At 73.9% G+C, this 17,313-nt stretch carries 14 protein-coding genes; 9 read left to right on the forward strand and 5 right to left on the reverse strand.

All coding sequences use genetic code 11. The features are described from left to right. Positions 1–15: 15 nt before the first annotated feature. From SCA03_RS20040 to mshD, 3 genes are all read left to right on the forward strand, one after another. Positions 16–819, forward strand: a complete 804-nt coding sequence (locus tag SCA03_RS20040) for a response regulator transcription factor (protein ID WP_051847025.1) — start codon at positions 16–18, stop codon at positions 817–819. Between the two features lie 62 nt (positions 820–881). After that, positions 882–2,429 (forward strand): HAMP domain-containing sensor histidine kinase, encoded by a 1,548-nt coding sequence (locus tag SCA03_RS20045; RefSeq protein WP_086818151.1) that lies wholly within the window; start codon positions 882–884, stop codon positions 2,427–2,429. An 83-nt stretch (positions 2,430–2,512) separates the two neighbouring features. Beyond that, on the forward strand, positions 2,513–3,415 hold the full coding sequence (mshD, locus tag SCA03_RS20050; protein WP_030891825.1) for a mycothiol synthase: 903 nt from the start codon (positions 2,513–2,515) through the stop codon (positions 3,413–3,415). A gap of 124 nt (positions 3,416–3,539) precedes the next feature. Here mshD and SCA03_RS20055 read toward each other — a convergent pair whose 3' ends face one another. Genes SCA03_RS20055 through SCA03_RS20065 form a run of 3 tightly spaced genes read right to left on the reverse strand, consistent with a single transcriptional unit; the run spans position 3,540 to position 4,721 of the window. Continuing rightward, on the reverse strand, positions 3,540–3,761 hold the full coding sequence (locus SCA03_RS20055) for a DUF397 domain-containing protein (protein WP_030894886.1): 222 nt from the start codon (positions 3,759–3,761) through the stop codon (positions 3,540–3,542). Beyond that, positions 3,758–3,898, reverse strand: coding sequence for a hypothetical protein (locus SCA03_RS20060; RefSeq protein ID WP_230988827.1), 141 nt, complete (start codon positions 3,896–3,898; stop codon positions 3,758–3,760). The genes SCA03_RS20055 and SCA03_RS20060 overlap by 4 nt, the downstream gene beginning before the upstream one ends. A 49-nt stretch (positions 3,899–3,947) precedes the next feature. Then, positions 3,948–4,721, reverse strand: a complete 774-nt coding sequence (locus SCA03_RS20065; RefSeq protein WP_086818149.1) for a glycosyltransferase family 2 protein — start codon at positions 4,719–4,721, stop codon at positions 3,948–3,950. 314 nt (positions 4,722–5,035) lie between these two features. Between SCA03_RS20065 and SCA03_RS20070 the strand changes: the two genes are divergently transcribed. The 5 genes from SCA03_RS20070 to SCA03_RS20090 all read left to right on the forward strand — a co-directional run bounded on the left by SCA03_RS20070 (position 5,036) and on the right by SCA03_RS20090 (position 12,320). Next, on the forward strand, positions 5,036–7,300 hold the full coding sequence (locus tag SCA03_RS20070; protein WP_030891843.1) for an RNA degradosome polyphosphate kinase: 2,265 nt from the start codon (positions 5,036–5,038) through the stop codon (positions 7,298–7,300). 158 nt (positions 7,301–7,458) lie between these two features. Further along, positions 7,459–8,622: a CHAD domain-containing protein gene (locus SCA03_RS20075; protein ID WP_078875433.1), complete on the forward strand. Its 1,164-nt coding sequence runs from the start codon at positions 7,459–7,461 to the stop codon at positions 8,620–8,622. A gap of 102 nt (positions 8,623–8,724) precedes the next feature. Continuing rightward, positions 8,725–10,548 carry an FUSC family protein gene (locus SCA03_RS20080; protein WP_086815478.1) on the forward strand — a complete coding sequence of 608 codons (1,824 nt, stop codon included), beginning with the start codon at positions 8,725–8,727 and terminating at the stop codon, positions 10,546–10,548. A gap of 181 nt (positions 10,549–10,729) precedes the next feature. Next, positions 10,730–11,191, forward strand: coding sequence for a MarR family winged helix-turn-helix transcriptional regulator (locus SCA03_RS20085; RefSeq protein WP_051847054.1), 462 nt, complete (start codon positions 10,730–10,732; stop codon positions 11,189–11,191). A 199-nt stretch (positions 11,192–11,390) separates the two neighbouring features. Further along, positions 11,391–12,320 carry a D-alanyl-D-alanine carboxypeptidase family protein gene (locus SCA03_RS20090; RefSeq protein ID WP_030892228.1) on the forward strand — a complete coding sequence of 310 codons (930 nt, stop codon included), beginning with the start codon at positions 11,391–11,393 and terminating at the stop codon, positions 12,318–12,320. A gap of 168 nt (positions 12,321–12,488) precedes the next feature. Here the strand turns inward: SCA03_RS20090 and SCA03_RS20095 are convergent, their stop codons facing one another. Beyond that, positions 12,489–13,694, reverse strand: a complete 1,206-nt coding sequence (locus SCA03_RS20095; RefSeq protein WP_086815479.1) for an FAD-dependent monooxygenase — start codon at positions 13,692–13,694, stop codon at positions 12,489–12,491. Between the two features lie 131 nt (positions 13,695–13,825). On the opposite strand from SCA03_RS20095, the gene SCA03_RS20100 reads away from it, so the two are divergent. Next, positions 13,826–14,482 carry a MarR family winged helix-turn-helix transcriptional regulator gene (locus SCA03_RS20100; RefSeq protein ID WP_141275547.1) on the forward strand — a complete coding sequence of 219 codons (657 nt, stop codon included), beginning with the start codon at positions 13,826–13,828 and terminating at the stop codon, positions 14,480–14,482. Between the two features lie 49 nt (positions 14,483–14,531). Here SCA03_RS20100 and secD read toward each other — a convergent pair whose 3' ends face one another. Further along, entirely contained in the window at positions 14,532–16,910 is a 2,379-nt protein-coding gene (gene secD, locus SCA03_RS20105; RefSeq protein WP_170298182.1) for a protein translocase subunit SecD, read from the reverse strand. Positions 16,911–17,313 lie beyond the last annotated feature (403 nt).

Raw genomic sequence — 17,313 nt, forward strand, 5'->3', positions numbered from 1 at the left:
GCCAAGCTTGAGGCCATGCCAGCCACTCCAGCCGCACCGGGCACGCCCGGCACCCCCGCCGACCCGGCGCCCGAGCCCCCCAGGATCCTGATCGTCGACGACGAGCCGGCCGTCCGTGACGCGCTGCGCCGCAGCCTCAGCTTCGAGGGGTACGCGGCGCAGACGGCCGCGGACGGCGTCGAGGCGCTGGAGAAGGCGGACGCCTACCGGCCCGATCTGATCGTGCTCGACGTCCTCATGCCGCGCATGGACGGGCTGACGGCGGCGCGCAGGCTGCGGGCCGCCGGGCAGCGGGTGCCGGTGCTGATGCTGACGGCGCGGGACACCGTCGGCGACCGGGTCACCGGCCTGGACGCGGGCGCCGACGACTACCTCGTCAAACCCTTCGAGCTGGACGAGCTGCTGGCCCGGGTGCGGGCCCTGCTGCGGCGCAGCTCGTACGCGCGGGAGCAGGCGCTGGCCGAGGCCGAGGAGGAGCCGGAGGTACTGGCCTTCGCCGATCTGCGGATGGATCTGCGCACCCGCGAGGTGACCCGGGGCGGCCGGGACGTGGAGCTGACCAGGACCGAGTACACGCTGCTGGAGATGTTCCTCGCCCACCCGCGCCAGGTGCTCACCCGGGAGCAGATCCTCAAGGCCGTCTGGGGCTTCGACTTCGAGCCGTCCTCCAACTCCCTGGACGTCTATGTGATGTACCTGCGCCGCAAGACGGAGGCCGGCGGGGAGCCGCGGCTGGTGCACACGGTGCGCGGCGTCGGCTACGTCCTGCGCGACGACGCGAAGGGCGGCCGGCGCGACGAGCCGGAGGGCCGCGGGTGAGCCCGCACGCTCTGCGGACGGCCTGGTGCCGCTTCCGCCGCGAGGGAGCGCGCGCGGTGACGATGCCGCTGCGCGGCCGGCTGGCGCTGCTGGCCGCGCTGACCGTGGCGGTGGCGGTGGCCGCGTGCGCGCTGGCCTGCTGGTTCCTGGTGCGCGCCCAGCTGTTCAACTCGCTGGACGATGCGCTGCGCGACACCTCCGTGCAGCCCAGGGACGTCGTCGACCGGCTCCAGTCGGGCCAGTGCTCGCCGCCCGACCGGCCCGCGCCCAACCCGTTCGGTGCCACCGTGCAGGTCGTCGACGTCTCCGGCACCAGCTGTGTGATCGTCGGCCGGAAGCTGGAGGTCAAGCAGGCTGACATCGCCGTCGCCAAGCGGGACCGGGCCGAGGTCATCCACCGCTCGCAGGGCGACGGCGCCGGCTACCGGGTGCGCACCACGCCGGTGCCCGGCACCGGGCTGGCCGTCTCCGTCGCCCGGCCGACCACCGAGGTCGACCAGTCGCTGCGCAACCTGGCGCTGATCCTGACCCTCGTCGGCGGCGCCGGGGTGCTGGGCGCGGCCGGCGCGGGCGTGGCGCTCGCCCGCGCGGGGCTGCGCCCCGTGGACCGGCTCACCCACGCCGTCGAGCACATCGCACGCACCGAGGACCTCGCGGTGCGCATCCCCGTCGAGGGCGACGACGAGATCGCCCGGCTGTCCCGCTCGTTCAACGCGATGACGGGCGCGCTGGCCTCCAGCCGGGAGTTGCAGCAGCAGCTCATCGCGGACGCGGGACACGAGCTGCGCACCCCGCTGACCTCGCTGCGCACCAACATCGATCTGCTGGTGCGCAGCGAGGAGTCCGGCCGGCCGCTGCCCGAGGAGGACCGCAGGGAGCTGCTGTCCTCCGTCCGCTCCCAGATGACCGAACTGGCCGCGCTCATCGGCGACCTCCAGGAGCTGTCCCGGCCGCCGGGCCCCGCGGAGGGCGCCGAGGCGCAGGCAGCGGCGGCGGTCGTGGGCCTGCACGAGGTCACCGGGCGCGCGGTCGCACGGGTGCGCCCGCGCGGGCCCGGCGTGACGGTGACCGCCGAACTGGAGCCCTGGTACGTACGGGCCGAACCGGCGGCGCTGGAGCGTTCGGTGGTCAACCTGCTGGACAACGCGGTCAAGTTCAGCCCCGAGGGCGGCACCGTCGACGTCGCGGTGCACGGCGGGGAACTGCGGGTGCGCGACCGCGGCCCGGGCGTGCCCGAGAGCGAACTCCCGCACGTCTTCGACCGGTTCTGGCGCTCGCCGTCCGCGCGCAGCCTGCCGGGCTCGGGCCTCGGCCTGTCCATCGTCGCGCGGACGGTGCGGCAGGCCGGCGGCGACGTGTGGCTGCGGCGGCCGGCGGACGGCGGCGCGGGCACGGAGGCGGTCGTCCGGCTGCCCGGTGCACCGGTTCCGCCGCCGGACACCCCGCCGGGTACAGGTCCGGACACACCGCCGGGCGGAGGTCCGGACACACCGCCGGAAACGCCGCCGGGGACGCCTCCGGATGTGCCCCCGGGAGCAGGGGAGTCACCGGGCCCGACGGACGGGTCCGGGCACGGACCGGGGCCCGGGCCCGGGCAGCGCCCCGGATAGCCGCCGCGCCCGGTCGGGGGCCCGTGCCCCGGCGGCACGTGCCGACTGCCCCGTCGACTGCGGGCAGTCGTAAGGTCGTTGTCATGAGCGACGTGGACGTAAGGGACGAGGTGACCGGGGACGCCCTGGGCGAGGTCCTGGCACTGATCGACGCGGCGGCCCGCGAGGACGGGCAGCCCGCGGTCTCCGAACAGGGCCGGCTCCAGCTGCGCGGCGGCCGGCGCGAGGGCGTGCGCCATGTGCTGCTGCGCGCCGGCACCGGGGCGCTGGCCGGGTACGCACAGCTGGAGGACACCGACCCCGTGGAGGCGCCCGCCGGCGAGCTGGTCGTCGCCCCCACGCAGCGCGGCAACGGCTACGGCAGGCGGCTCGGCCGGACGCTGCTCCAGCTGTCCGGCAAGCGGCTGCGGCTGTGGGCGCACGGCGGCCACCCCGCCGCCCGGCACCTCGCCCAGAGCCTGGGCCTGACGCTCTTCCGTGAACTGCGCCAGCTGCGGCGCCCGCTGGCCGGGCTCGACCTGCCCGAGCCCGCCCTCCCCGAGGGCCTGACCATCCGCACCTTCCGGCCCGGCGAGGACGACACCGCCTGGCTCCGGCTCAACGCCGCCGCCTTCGCCCACCACCCCGAACAGGGCGGGCTCACCCAGCGCGACCTGGACGACCGCAAGGCCGAATCCTGGTTCGACCCGGCCGGTTTCTTCCTCGCCGAGCGGGACGGCGAACTCGTCGGCTTCCACTGGACGAAGGTGCACGCCGGGGAGAACGGGGGGCTCGGCGAGGTGTACGTGCTCGGGGTGGCGCCCGGGGTGCAGGGCGGCGGGCTCGGCAAGGCGCTCACCGCCGTCGGACTGCGGTACCTCGCGGAGCGGGGGCTGCCCACCGCGATGCTGTATGTCGACGCCGACAATGCCGCGGCGGTGCGGGTGTACGAGGGGATGGGGTTCCGGACCCACGAGGTGGATCTGATGTACCGCACGGAGAGCTGAGGCCGTGTTGAGCGCGCCTTCTGTTCTGTCCGTGGGCGTACGGAACTCATCTGAGTGAGCACACGGAAAAGCCCCGCCGGCTCACGTGTCGGTGGCCGGGCGGGGCTGGATGGGCAGCTCGCGGTCAGAGCTGCGAGTCGTTCTCCTTGACGGCCTCGATGAAGGCTGTCCAGGAGGCCGAGGAGAAGGCGAGCGGGGAGCGGGAGGTGTCCTTGGAGTCGCGCACCGGGAGGGTGGTACCCATGCCATCGGCGACCTCCAGGCAATTCCCGTTGGCCTGGCTGTAGCTGGACTTGCGCCAGGCGGCACGGGCTGTGTTCACGTCCGTACCCTTGTTGTTCGTCATAGGTCATTCACCATGTTCCGGATCAGTGCCGGCGTCTCGGGGACGCTGGTGGCAGCAGCTCTCAGGTTGTCGAACACCAACTCGTAGCGTTGTGGATCATCTGGGTACTGATCGCTGTTGGCTTCGACGTCGACCACGTCCGGGGCTTCCTGCTCCCCTCCGGCCGCTCCGCAGGGTGCGGCGGTTTCAGATGCGCGAGTTGCGCAGTGACTGCCACACGGCGCCGGCCAGGGCCCGAGTCGACTGCGGGACCGACAGGTGCTCGTGCTTGCGGTACAGCTCCCAGTTGTACTGGACCAGGCTGAGCTTGTTGGAGGACAGCGAGCCTGCCTGGTGGGCTCGGTACACCGCCAGCGGCTCGACCAGGCCCCGGGCGTCGAAGCCGTCCCGCATGATCGACAGCCACAGTGCGTAGTCCTGCCGCTTGCGCATCTCGGGCATCAACCTCGTGCCCAGCACGGTGCGGTCATACATGGCGGTCAGGGCACCGATGTGGTCCCGGACGAGCATTTGGCGATATGTCACGTGTTCCTTGGCGCGGATCACCCGCCCGTTCGGTGCGAAGTCGGTGCTCTCGCCCGCGTGGTCGGCAGACATCTTGAAGTACGAGGTGAAGGTCAGCGGCGCGTTGCCTTCCGCGGCGAACGCGAGTTGCCGCTCGGTCTTCTCCGGCAGCCACATGTCGTCACTGTCGAGGAAGGCGATGTAGTCCCCCCGGGCCCGCTCGATGGCGCGGTTGCGTGCCCGGCCGGCACCACCCCGCTCAGGCGCCGATTCCGGCAGCACACGCTCGTCCTCCCGGGCGAACTCCCTGAGCAGGTCCATGGAGCCATCGGTCGACTGGTCGTCGGTGATCAGCAGCTCCAGGTCGCTGTGGGTCTGCGTGAGGACCGACCGGACTGCTGCACCGAGAGTCGTTGCCGAGTTGAACACGGGCATCACGACGGACACCAGGGGCACAGCGCTTCTCCTTGCTCAGCCAGGAACGACGGTCCATTCAAACACCGCGATCGAGTAGGAACTGCCGTGCGTGTTGTGGCCGCTGGTCGGGGGTACGTAGGGCTGCCGCAAGGAGACCTCCGCTCCGTGGCGCCCCGTGCGCATATCGGGCCCGCAGGGCGCTACTTGGGAGGGCTGTGCGCTACTCGGGGATCGCTGGGGGGTCATGTTCGTGTAACCGGTGATTCAAACTCGCTTGCGACGCTCCTGGAATGGCACGTCCCCCGGTCATCAGGAGCGCAGACCGTGTCGCTGTGGCGCGGAACAATGGGTTCATGAGTCATGACGTCCCGCACACGCCGGCTTCCCGGCCCTCCGTCGGGTCGATAGCGGCGCAGCGCAACAGCGTGCCCGGGGTGGACACCGGGCTCGCCCTGGAGCCGGATCTGGACTCCGACGGCGATCTGTACGAGGAGGGGCTGGGGCCCGAGGACTCCGGCGCGGGTGATCTGCCCGCCGGGCGGTTCCTCGACCGGGAGCGCAGCTGGCTCGCCTTCAACGAGCGGGTGCTGGAGCTGGCCGAGGACCCGGAGACCCCGCTGCTGGAGCGGGCCAACTTCCTGGCGATCTTCGCGAGCAACCTGGACGAGTTCTTCATGGTGCGCGTCGCCGGGCTCAAGCGGCGGATAGCGACCGGCGTGGCCACCCGCAGCGCCTCGGGGCTCAAGCCGCGCGAGGTGCTGGAGCTGATCTGGACGCGTTCGCGGGAGCTGATGGCCCGGCACGCCGCGTGCTACCAGGAGGACGTGGCGCCGGCGCTGGCCGGTGAGGGGCTCCATCTGATCCGCTGGGACGAGCTGACGGAGAAGGAACAGGCCCGGCTGTTCACGCTGTTCCGGCAGCAGATCTACCCGGTGCTCACCCCGCTCGCCGTCGACCCGGCGCATCCGTTCCCGTACATCTCGGGGCTCTCGCTGAACCTGGCCGTCGTCGTCCGCAATCCGGTCAGCGGGCACCACCACTTCGCGCGGGTGAAGGTGCCGCCGGTGCTGCCCCGGTTCCTGGAGGCGTCGCCCTGGCGGTACGTCCCGCTGGAGGACGTCATCGCCGCGCACCTGGAGGAGCTGTTCCCCGGCATGGAGGTGCTCGGGCACCACATGTTCCGGGTCACGCGCAACGAGGACCTGGAGGTGGAGGAGGACGACGCGGAGAACCTCCTCCAGGCCCTGGAGAAGGAGCTGATGCGGCGCCGGTTCGGGCCGCCGGTGCGGCTGGAGGTCGAGGAGTCGATCGACCCGTACGTACTCGACCTGCTGGTACGGGAGTTGAAGATCAACGAGGCGGAGGTCTATCCGCTGCCGGGCCCGCTGGATCTGACGGGCCTGTCCGGGATCGTCTCCGCGATGGACCGGCCCGAGCTGCGGTACCCGAAGTTCGTGGCGGGCACCCACCGGGATCTCGCCGAGGTCGAATCGGCGTCCGCGCCGGACATCTTCGCCGCGCTGCGCGAACGCGACGTGCTGCTGCACCACCCCTACGACTCGTTCTCCACGTCCGTGCAGGCGTTCCTGGAGCAGGCCGCCGCCGATCCGGACGTGCTCGCGATCAAGCAGACGCTCTACCGCACCTCGGGCGACTCGCCGATCGTGGACGCGCTGATAGACGCCGCCGAGTCCGGCAAGCAGGTGCTCGTCCTCGTCGAGATCAAGGCCAGGTTCGACGAGCAGGCCAACATCAAGTGGGCGCGCAAGCTGGAGGAGTCCGGCTGCCACGTCGTCTACGGGATCGTCGGGCTCAAGACGCACTGCAAGCTCTCCCTCGTCGTACGGCAGGAGGGCGAGACGCTGCGCCGCTACGCGCACGTCGGCACCGGCAACTACCACCCCAAGACGGCGCGGCTGTACGAGGACCTGGGGCTGCTGACCGCCGACGCCGAGGTGGGCGCCGACCTCTCCGACCTGTTCAACCGGCTCTCCGGCTACTCGCGCAGGGAGAGCTACCGGCGGCTGCTGGTCGCCCCGCGCTCGCTGCGGGACGGGCTGGTCTCCCGTATCCACCGGGAGATCGACCACCACCGGGCGGGCCGTGCGGCGTCGGTGCGGATGAAGGTCAACTCGATCGTCGACGAGGCCGTGTGCGACGCGCTCTACCGGGCCGCGCTGGCGGGGGTCCCGGTGCGGGTGTGGGTGCGCGGCATCTGTGCGCTGCGGCCCGGTGTGCCCGGGCTGAGCGAGAACATCACGGTGCGCAGCGCGCTGGGGCGGTTCCTGGAGCACTCCCGGGTCTTCTGCTTCGGCAACGGCGGCGACCCGGAGGTGTGGCTGGGCAGCGCCGACATGATGCACCGCAACCTCGACCGCAGGATCGAGGCCCTCGTGCGGGTGACCGATCCCGCGCACCGGGCGTCCCTCGTCGGGCTGTTGGAGACGGGCATGGCGGACACCACGGCGTCCTGGCATCTCGGCCCGGACGGCGACTGGCGCAGGCACGCCTGCGACGAGGACGGCAGGCGCCTGCCCAACGTCCAGGAAATGCTGATCGAGGAGCGGCGGCGCAGGCGTGCCGGTCCGGCGCTGTGGGAGCCGGGGACGGCCGGGTGACGGGGACGGGCACGGGGACGGGCACACGCAGCGACACGCGGACGGGGACGGGCGGCGGACGGGCGCCGGGGGCCGCGGCACGGGGGTTACCGGGGCCGCGGCCGGGACCGAAGGCGGCCGGGCCACAGCGTCCGGCCGGGCAACGGAAGGGACAGCGGATGGTGGGGCGGAGCGGGGAGACGGTCGCCGAGCCGGGACAGGCGGCGTCCGGCACCGGCCCGGGGGAGCACACCGCCGGTTCCGGTGCGCCGGAACCGGGCGGGGGCGCCACGGCGGGCGAGGTGCTGGGGGGCTATCTGCGGGCCCGGGCCGGGGAGTTCCTGCGCGCGCTGCGGGCGCACACGCTCAGCGCCGGCACCGTGGAGAGCGCGGCACGCACCGCAGAGGCCGTCGAAGCGCTGCGGGCGGCGGCCCGCCGGCTGAGCGGCACGCTGCACACCTACCGGCCGCTGCTGGACGCCGAGTGGGCCGACCATCTGCGTGCCGAACTCAGCTGGCTGTCCGGCAGTCTCGCCCGCGAGTACGCCTACGCCGACCGGCTCGACCGGCTCCTCGGCTCCCTGCACCGGCTGTCCGGAGGCGGCGGCACGGGGCGGACGCCTCCGCCGCCGTCCGCCCCGGCCGGCCGGCACCGGGAGCGGCCGGCGGGTGAGCGGGCGGCGGGCGGCCGGGCCGGGCACGCCGGCGCGGGCGAGGACGGTGCGCTGCCCGTCGGGGCGGCCCGGGCGGGCGCGCTGCTGGACCGTCAGCTGACGCTGTCCCGGACGCGGGCGCACACGGCGGCGCTCCAGGCGCTGGGGTCGGCCAGGTTCCACGCGGTCGCGGACGCCGTCGCGCTGCTGGCCTCCGAGCCGCGCCTGCCGGACGGCGTGGCCGACCGTCCCGCCGTGGCCGGGCTGGCGCCGCTCGCCGGGCAGGCGCGCCGCAGGCTGTCGGAGGCCGTCGCCGCGCTGCCGCTCTCCCGCGCGGGCGCGCCGTACAACGCGGAGGCGCTGGCGCGTTCGCTGGCCGGGGAGGCCCGCCAGGACGCGGCCTGGCACCACGTGCGGGTGCTGCTGCGGCTGCACCGTTACGCGCAGGAGGTGCTCGGACCGTACGCCGAGCCGGACGCCCGGCTGCTGCCGGCGGGCGCGGCGCTGGAGCGGCACCGGGACGCGGCCGAGGCGGCGGCGGCCGTCGCGGCGGCGGCCGGGACGCCCCGTATCGCGCCCGCGACCGCCTATGCGCTGGGCGTTCTGCACGCCGATCAGCGGCACGAGGTCGAGGCGGCCCGCTTCGTCTTCGGCCGGGTGTGGGACCGGGGCACGGCCGGACCCACCTGACGGCCCCGCACCCTGAGCACGGGGGAGCGGTACGGCGAGCTTTCACGGTGGGCTTGCACGGCCAGCTTTTTTACGGGTGAAACACTTGTTAGCCTTTTACGAGTGAACAAAAGTACGCGCCCCCTGCCGGTCCGTGGCCTCGTGTCCCTGCGGCCGCGCGGGGACATCTGGCACAAACCCGCCCTGAGCGCGGGTTTCGCCGTGGCCGTGCCCGACCTGGTGCTGCTCGCCCTCGGGCGCACCGACCTCGTCATCTATCTGACCTCGGGCGCGATGTGTGCCCTGTACACACACGGCCTGCCGTACGCCGCGCGGGCCCGGGCCCTGCTGTGGGTGGTGCTCGGCATGGTCGCCGGGGTGGGCGTGGCCCTGACGACCTCCGCGCTGGTGGACTCGGCCGTCGTCCTGGTGCTGTGCGCCTCCGTGCTCGCCGCCGTGCACAAGGTGCTCTGCGACGCCACCCGGATCGGCCCGCCCGGCAACCTGATCTTCACCTTCATCGCGGCCAGCTGCTTCTTCGCACCGCAGCGCCTGGCCGAGGTCCCCGCGCACACCGGTCTGGCCCTGCTCGGCGGCGCCGTCGCCTGGCTGGTGTGCATGGCCCCCGCGCTGGTGCGGCCGCGCGGCCCGGAGCGGATCGCCACCGCGCGTGCGCTGGAGGCCGCGGCCCGGCTGCTGCGCGCTCCCGGGGACGGCGCGGCCCGGGCGGCGACGGCGGCGGCCGTCAACGCGGCCTGGCACACCCTCTTCGCGGTGTCCGGGCGCTCCACCGCGGCCGCGCTCTCCCGCGCCGGTCTGGAGCGCCTCCTGGTCCGTGCGTCGGCCGTACTGGCCGGTGACGGGCACGGCCCCGAGGGCACACGGGACCCCGACGGCGGGCGGGACGGCCCCGGGCACGGACGGGGTCCGGCGGACGCCGCCGAGACCGAGGCCGAGGCCGAGGCCGTACGGCTGCTCGGCTGGGCCCGTGAGGTGCGCGGCGGCGGCCCGCTCCCGGCCGTGACGCTGACCCCGCGGCAGGACGAGGAGCTGACCGGCGCCCTGGAGGAGCGGCTGAACACGGCAGCGGCCGAGGGCCCGGCGGCCGTGGGCCGGGGCGCACACCGCAGGGGCGGCCCGCGCCCCGGGCGGCACCGCTCGGCCGAGGGGCTGCTGCACCGGCTGCGCCGCCCGCACACCGCGCTGTGGCCGCTCGGTCTGCGCACGGCCACCGGCTGCGCGCTGGCGGGCTGGCTCTCGCTGGCCGCCGGGGTGGGGCACCCGTACTGGGCGGTGGTCACCGCGGCCTCGGTCTTCCAGGCCAACACGGCGCTCTCCTGGCAGCGCGCGGTGCAGCGCACGCTCGGCAATCTGCTGGGGCTGCTCGTCTTCGCGCTGCTGCTGCCGGTCTCCGGGCTGGGCGCGCTCGCGATGGTGCTGCTGGTGTTCGTCCTCCAGGTCGCCGCCGAGGCGCTGATGCCGCGCAACTACTGGCTGGGCAGCGTGTGTGTGACGCCGATGGCGCTGCTGCTGAGCGAGTTCGGCTCGCACAGTCCCGCCGGGCGGCTGATCGGGGACCGGCTGATCGACACGGTGCTCGGCGCCGTCGTCGGCGTCCTGGTGTGTGTGCTGGTCACCAACCGGCGTGCGGGCGACCGGATCGAGGCCGCGCTGGGCCGGGTCGAGGAGGCCGGCGCGGCGGCGCTGGCGGCGGTCTCCGCGGCCCGGACCGGCCCGTCGGCGCCCGTGCGGCCCGGCGTCCGCCAGGTGCGGGCGCGGGACCGGCTCGTGGCGGCGCTGGCGGAGCTGCGGGAGGCCGTGGACACGGCGTCCGGCGAGTGGTGGCAGCGGGCGCTGCCGGAGGAGCGGGTGGCCGAGGCGGAACGCGCCGGTCATCTGGCGCTCCACCGGCTCGCGGCCGCCCTGCGGCACCCCGTCGCGGTGTGACGCCGCGGCCGGGCGGCAGAATTGTCCGGTGAACGGGAGACGGCAGCGACCACAACGCCGACGGCTCAGTCGAGAGGGGCAGCACGTGCCGCAGGAGACCGGAGCGCCCGGGGACCCCGCGGTCCACGGCGGCACCCGCCAGGACATCGTCGCGCGGGTGCTGACCCAGTGGCAGCGGGTGATGCCCGAGCTGGACACCGCGCCGATGGGGGTGATCGGCCGGATCAACCGGTGTGCGGCGCTGCTCCAGCAGGCAGCGGACGCGCCGCTCGCCCGGGAGGGCTTCTCCCGCGCCGAGTTCGACATCCTGGGCACCCTGCGCCGTGAGGACCGGGAGCTGACGCCGGGCCAGATCGCGCGGGAGACCTTCGCGTCGGGTGCCGCCGTCACCAAGCGGGTGCGGCTGCTGGAGGAGAAGGGCCTGATCGCGCGCCGCCCCGACGCCCGGGACCGCCGGGTCGCGCATCTGTCCCTGACGCCGGAGGGCTCCGTGCTCATCGACCGGCTGATGCCGGACCAGCTCGCCTACGAGAAGTCCCTGTTGTCCGGTCTCGACGAGGGGCAGCGTGCCGAACTCGCCGACGTGCTCGGCGATCTGCTCCTCCTGCTCGAAGGCCGCGTCGGCGGACGAACCGGACGCTGACCGGCCCGGTGCGGCAGGCCCGGCCGGCAGGGCGTGTGAGCCTGCGCAGAAAATTCACAGAGTTTCTGTGAACTTATGTTCCCTTAACACCGTCTGACTCCGTGGGGGTCAGGTCGGCCCCATGCGCGGCCGGCCGCCCCTGGCTCATCTGTACAGCCCTATGCGGTACCCCACGTACCGAAGAACCGGAGTCATCTCCATGGTTTCCAGAAAGCTGAAGACGCGGCGCGTCATCATCGGCGCCACCGCCGGTGCCGCGCTGCTGGCGGCCACCCCGCTGGTCGCCTCGGCGGTCTCCTCCGAGGACCCGCCGCCCACCGTGTCCGCCAAGGGCGCGAAGATGCTGGACGTCAACAGCGGTGAATCCGTCTACGACAAGGACGGGGACACGGCCCGTCCGCTGGCCAGCACGACCAAGATCATGGTCGCCTCCACGGTGCTGGACGACAAGAACGTCGACCTGGACCGCCAGGTCGAGGTGAAGCAGCGCTACCGCGACTACGTCACCGAGCACCACGCCAGCACGGCCGACCTCCAGACCGGGGACAAGCTGACCGTCCGGCAGCTGCTCTACGCGGCCCTGCTGCCCTCGGGCGCGGACGCCGCCTACGCCCTCGCCGACACCCTCGGCGAGGGGGACACGCCCAAGGCGCGGGTCGCCTCGTTCACCGACAAGATGAACGCGAAGACCAACGAACTGGGCCTGCCCAAGACCCACTTCGAGACCTTCGACGGCACCGGCGACGATGTCGGCACCCCCGAGGAGCTGACCCGGCTGGCCCGCCACGCGATGGAGAAGCCTCTCTTCCGCAAGGTGGTGGCCACGAAGGAGTACAAGACCGAGGCACCGGCGGCCAACGGCCGTACCCGGTACTACACCTGGAACAACACCAACAAGCTGCTCGGTGCCTACGACGGCGCGATCGGCATCAAGACGGGCACCACCAGCAAGGCCGGTGAGTGCCTGGTGTTCGCCGCCACCCGCGGCGACAAGAGCTTCGTCGGAACGGTGCTCAACAGCAAGGACCGTTTCCAGGACGCGGCCAAGATGCTGGATCACGGCTTCGGTTCGGACGACGCGAAGGACCTGAAGCTCCGCAAGCTCCCGTCCGGCAGCCAGCAGGACTAGCGCACGCCAGGGGCCACCCGTCGCGGTGGCCCCTGCTGTGCCGTCGACGGTGCGCGGCAGGCGCACCGCGCGGCACACGGCCGGGGCCCGGGAGAACCGGACGGCCGGGAGAACCACGGCCGTGGCGGACCTGGGCCCCGGCGGCGCACCGCGCGGCCGGCTCGTCCCTCAGCGCCGGTAGTCCGGCAGCGTGAGCGCGGTGTGCGCGGGATCGCCGCCGTTGTCCCGCGGCTGTGCCGGCGCGCGCAGGGCCCGGTCGCGCCGGGCGAGTTCCTCCGCGGTGCGGGGGAGCAGCGCGGCGGCGCCACCCGGTGCGAGGTCCTGGTTCAGCTCCACGAACTTCCGCATCGTCCGCTCGTATCCCGCGAAGGCCGCCCGGTGTCCACCGGTCGTGGCCAGCTCGCCGGCGAGCACATAGGCGCCGGCCAGCGCGAGGCTCGACCCCTGGCCGGACAGGAACGACGGCGCGTGCGCCGCGTCCCCGACGAGCGCGACCCGGCCGCGCGACCAGTCGGACATCCGGATCTGCCCGACGGCGTCGAAGAACAGGTCGTCGGCGGTGCGCAGCCCGTCCAGCATGCGGGGCACCTCCCACCCGCCGCCGGCGAACACCGAGGCGGTCAGCTCCCGTTGGGCCGCCGGGTCGCGCAGCAGCTCCCGGGAGGGCTCGTCGTGCGCGAAGGCGAGGAAGGCGTGCAGCCGGCTCGTGTCGCCGGGCCCGTACAGGATCGCGGCCCGGCCCGGGGTGTTGCAGACGACGCCCTCGTGGGAGAGCCCGAGGTGGTTGGGCACGGTGAACCCGGCGAAGCAGTAGCCGAGATGGCGCTGGACGTGTGCCGCGGTGCCGAAGGCGAGGCGACGGGTGCGGGAGTGCATGCCGTCGGCGCCGACGACGAGGTCGTAGGTGTGCCGGGCGCCGCTGTCGAAGGTGACGTCCACCCCGTCCGCGTGCTCGTGCAGGGCGGCGATGGAGTCGCCCAGGCGGTACGCGACGTCGTCGCGCACCGCCTCGTACAGGATCGTGACGAGGTCGCCGCGGCGTATCTCGATGTCCCGGCCCGCGACCCCGCCGGTGAGGGACTCGGGGCGCTGGACGGCCACGGTCGCGCCCTCGGCGTCGACGAAGGTCAGGCGCCGGGTGTCGATGTGCGCTTCCCGCATACGGGGCAGCAGCCCCATGCGGCGCACGGCCTCCAGCGCCGTGCCGCGGATGTCGACCGGGTAGCCGCTGTCGCGGACGGCGTCCGCCTTCTCCACGACGGTCACCTCGAAGCCGTACCGGTGGAGCCGGTGGGCGAGGGCCGGTCCGGCGATTCCGGAGCCGGAGACGAGGACCGTGCGGGCGGTGCGGCCGGTGGGCTGGGTGCTGGGCATGGGTCGTCCTCTCCCGGTCCGCCCCGTGCGAGGGGCCCGGTACGAGATGGGGATAGCTTCTTTCGGGCGGCGGCCGGTGGCGGACGCCCCAAGAAAACATATACCTAAGTTAGGTAACTAAGGAAGCGACGATGCCCCCCAGCGAACCCCCCGGCCGTCCCCCGGGCGGCACCACACGACCCGGCGGCGGCTCCGGCGAGCAGCCGCCGCCGGTGCCCGGACTCCTGGAATTCCTGCCCCGGCTGACCCGGCTGAGCCACGTGGTGACCCGGGGCCGGCTGGTCGAGCGCGCGATGGACGCCGCCGGGGTCCGCCTCGACCGCCCCGCCATGTCGGTCCTCATCACCCTGCACAGCGCCGAACGGCCGCTGCGGGTGGGGGAGATCGCCGAGCGCTTGCAGGTGGTCGGGCCGCATGTGACGCGGCAGGTCAACGGGCTCCGGCAGCGCGGCCTCGTGCACCGGGTCACCGACCCGGGCGATCAGCGTGCCCGGCTCGTCGAGCTGACGGACGAGGGGAGGCAGGCGGCCGAGCGCTATCTGGGCACCGTGCTCGGCTGGTTCGTCGACGCCCTCGCGCACTGGTCCGAGGAGGACCGCCGCGACCTCGGCCGGCTGCTCGGCCGCTTCGCCGACGACGTCGTGGCACATCTGCGGCGCTTCGAGGACGCGGACCGGGAGGACGGCGAGCACGGCGACGGCGGCGACGGCAGCGATGGCAGCGACGGCGGGAACCGCGACCGCGGGGGCGGCGGGCGCGGCGGCGGTGCGGAGGCGGACGGGGGCTGAGCGCCGTCCGGGACGCCCGCGGCCGGGCGTCCCGGACGGCACCGCTCGGTCACACCACCGCGCCCGAGCCCTTCCGCTCCCTGGCCTCGCGGCCCGTCCGCCGGGAGCCCCCGGTGCGCTGCTCCGGGTGGCGGCGCTCCAGGAGGACGGCGAGCGGGGTGGCCGTCAGCACCGTGGAGGCCATGCCCGCCGTGACGCCCGCCAGCAGGGCGACGGAGAAGTCCGTCAGCGAGTCCCCGCCCAGCACCGCCAGCGCGATGAGGATGAACATCGCGCCCATGCCGGTGTTCACCGTGCGCGGGAGGGTGCGCATGACGGCGGCGTCGGCGAGGTCCGGCAGCGGGGTGTCGCGGTCCACCCGCCGCATGCCGCGCAGCCGGTCGAAGACGACGACGGTGTCGTTGACCGAGTAGCCGATCACCGTGAGCACCGCGGCGAGGAAGACGCTGTCCACCGGCTTGCCCAGCCAGGCGAACAGGCCCACCACCAGCAGCACGTCCTGCACCATCGCCACCACGGCCGCCGTCGCCAGCGTCCAGCGGAACCGGATGCTCAGATACAGCAGTTGGGCTCCCACGGCGATGGCCAGCGCGATCAGCGCCTTGTCCCGCAGCTCGCTGCCCAGGCTCGGCCCGACCATCTCGTCCCGCTCGACGGACACCTTCCCGCCCGCCGGCTCCAGGCTCGCGCGGATCCGCTCCTGCTGGTCGTCGGTGAGCTGTTCCGTGCGGACCGAGACGCCGTCGTCGCCGGACTCCTGCACGACGGCACGCGGGAAGCCGGCGTCCGCGACGGCGGCCCGTGCCGTGTCCGCGTCCACGGTCCGGCTCGTCGTGTACTCCACCATGCGGCCGCCGGTGAACTCGACGCCCCACTCGGGGCCGCGCACCACCAGCCCGGCCACCGCCGCCAGCACCAGACCGGTCGTCACACCGAGCCACAGCCCCGGCCGGTGCGCCAGGCGCGGCTTCCCGGCCGACAGCCGGGTACGCAGCCGGGCCGCGCCGGTCAGCCCCGTGACACCGGGCCGGCGCCGTACCGGGCGGCGCCGCACGGCCCAGTCGGCCAGCACCCGGGTGATGACCATCGCCGAGATCATCGAGGCCAGCACGCCCAGCGAGAGCGTCACACCGAAGCCCTTCACCGGGCCGGTCGCGAAGAAGAACAGCAGCCCGGCGGCGAGCAGCGTGGTGACATTGGAGTCGATCACCGCGCTGTACGCCTGCCGGAAGCCGACCCGCAGCGCCCGCTTCAACTCGCGGTCGCGCAGCGCGTCCAGTGCCGTGCCGTCCTCCTCGTCACCGTCCTCGCCGGTACCCGCCCCGGCGCGCCTGCTGCGCAGCCGCGGCCGGGTGTACTCCTCCCGGGCCCGCTCGAAGACCAGCACGTTGGCGTCCACGGCCATACCGATGGCCAGCACGAAACCGGCCAGACCCGGCAGGGTCAGGGTGGCGCCGAGGGCGACCAGGGACGCGTACGAGATCAGCCCGTACAGCGCCAGGGCCACCGTGGCCAGCGCCCCCAGCAGGCGGTAGACGACGGTGATGAACACCGCCGTGCACACCAGCCCGATCACCGCGGCCCGGGCGCTCGCCTCGATCGCGTCGGCGCCCAGCGTCGGCCCCACCGTCTGCTGCTCGGCCACCTCCACCGGGACGGGCAGGGCACCGCCCTTGATGAGGGCCGCCAGATCGTGCGCCTCCTCGTCGTCGAAGGAGCCGGTGATCTGGGTGCTGCCCCCGGTGATGCCGGTCTTGCAGGCGACGCTCTCCTGGATGTTCGGCGCCGAGATGATGCGGTCGTCCAGCACGATCGCCACCCGCCGGGCCGGATCGCCCGGCTGTTCGCAGGCGGCGTCCCCGGTCAGCTTCGCCCAGGAGTCGGAGGCGCCACCGCGGAAGTCGACGGTGATGCTCCAGCCGTTGCCCGTCTCCGTGTCGAACCGCGGCTCCGCCTCCTTCACGCCCTCACCGGTCAGCGCCGCGGGACCGAGCCGCAGCGCCGCCCCCTCGGCATCCGGGTCCGGCAGCACACGGGCGCCCTTGCTGCCCTTCTTGTCGGGCTTCTCCTTCTTCGCCTCCCCGGCCGGGACGGCGGCCTCCACCGGATGGAAGGTCAACTGGGCCGTACGCCCGATCACTTCGGCCGCCTCGCGGGGATCCTGCACCCCCGGCAGCTCGACGACGATCCGGTTCTCGCCCGAGCGCGACAGCGACGGTTCCGAGACGCCCAGCGCGTCCACCCGCTGCCGCAGCACCTCCAGCGCACGGTCCGTCGCCTTCGCGTCCGCCCGCACGCCGGGCCCGTCCCGGGTCTCCAGGACGATCCGGGTGCCGCCCTGGAGGTCCAGGCCCAGCCGGGCCGGTGACGTCAGCGCGAAGAACAACGAGAGCCCCACGACGGCGAACGCCAGCAGCGCCCGCCACAGCGGGGCCCGGGAGCGCCGCCGGCCCCCGGGAGGCGCGGCGGCGCCCCCGCTGCGGGGACGCGGGGGACGGGAACCGCCGCGCGAGGCGCGGGACGAGCGCGCGGCACCGGGCTCGCGCGGGGTCGGTGTACGGGACACGATCACTCCAGCGGGGAGGGCGCACCGGCCGCGGCGTCGGCGGTCGTGCCCGGCGCCGACGGCGGGGCACGGACCGCACGGCGGGGCACGGCACGGCACGCGGGGATCAGCCCACGGCCTCGTCCGCTCCCGTCCCGCGTCGCCCACGGCGGCACGGACCGTCACCGTCTCGGGACGGTCCGCCGCCGGACGGTGCGCGGCCCGCGCACGGGGCCTCCGGCGCGGGGCCCGCGCACGGCAGGCCCTGCACGCGGTCCTGCACGAC

This window comes from Streptomyces cacaoi (genome assembly GCF_006539165.1).
Lineage (GTDB): Bacteria > Actinomycetota > Actinomycetes > Streptomycetales > Streptomycetaceae > Streptomyces > Streptomyces cacaoi.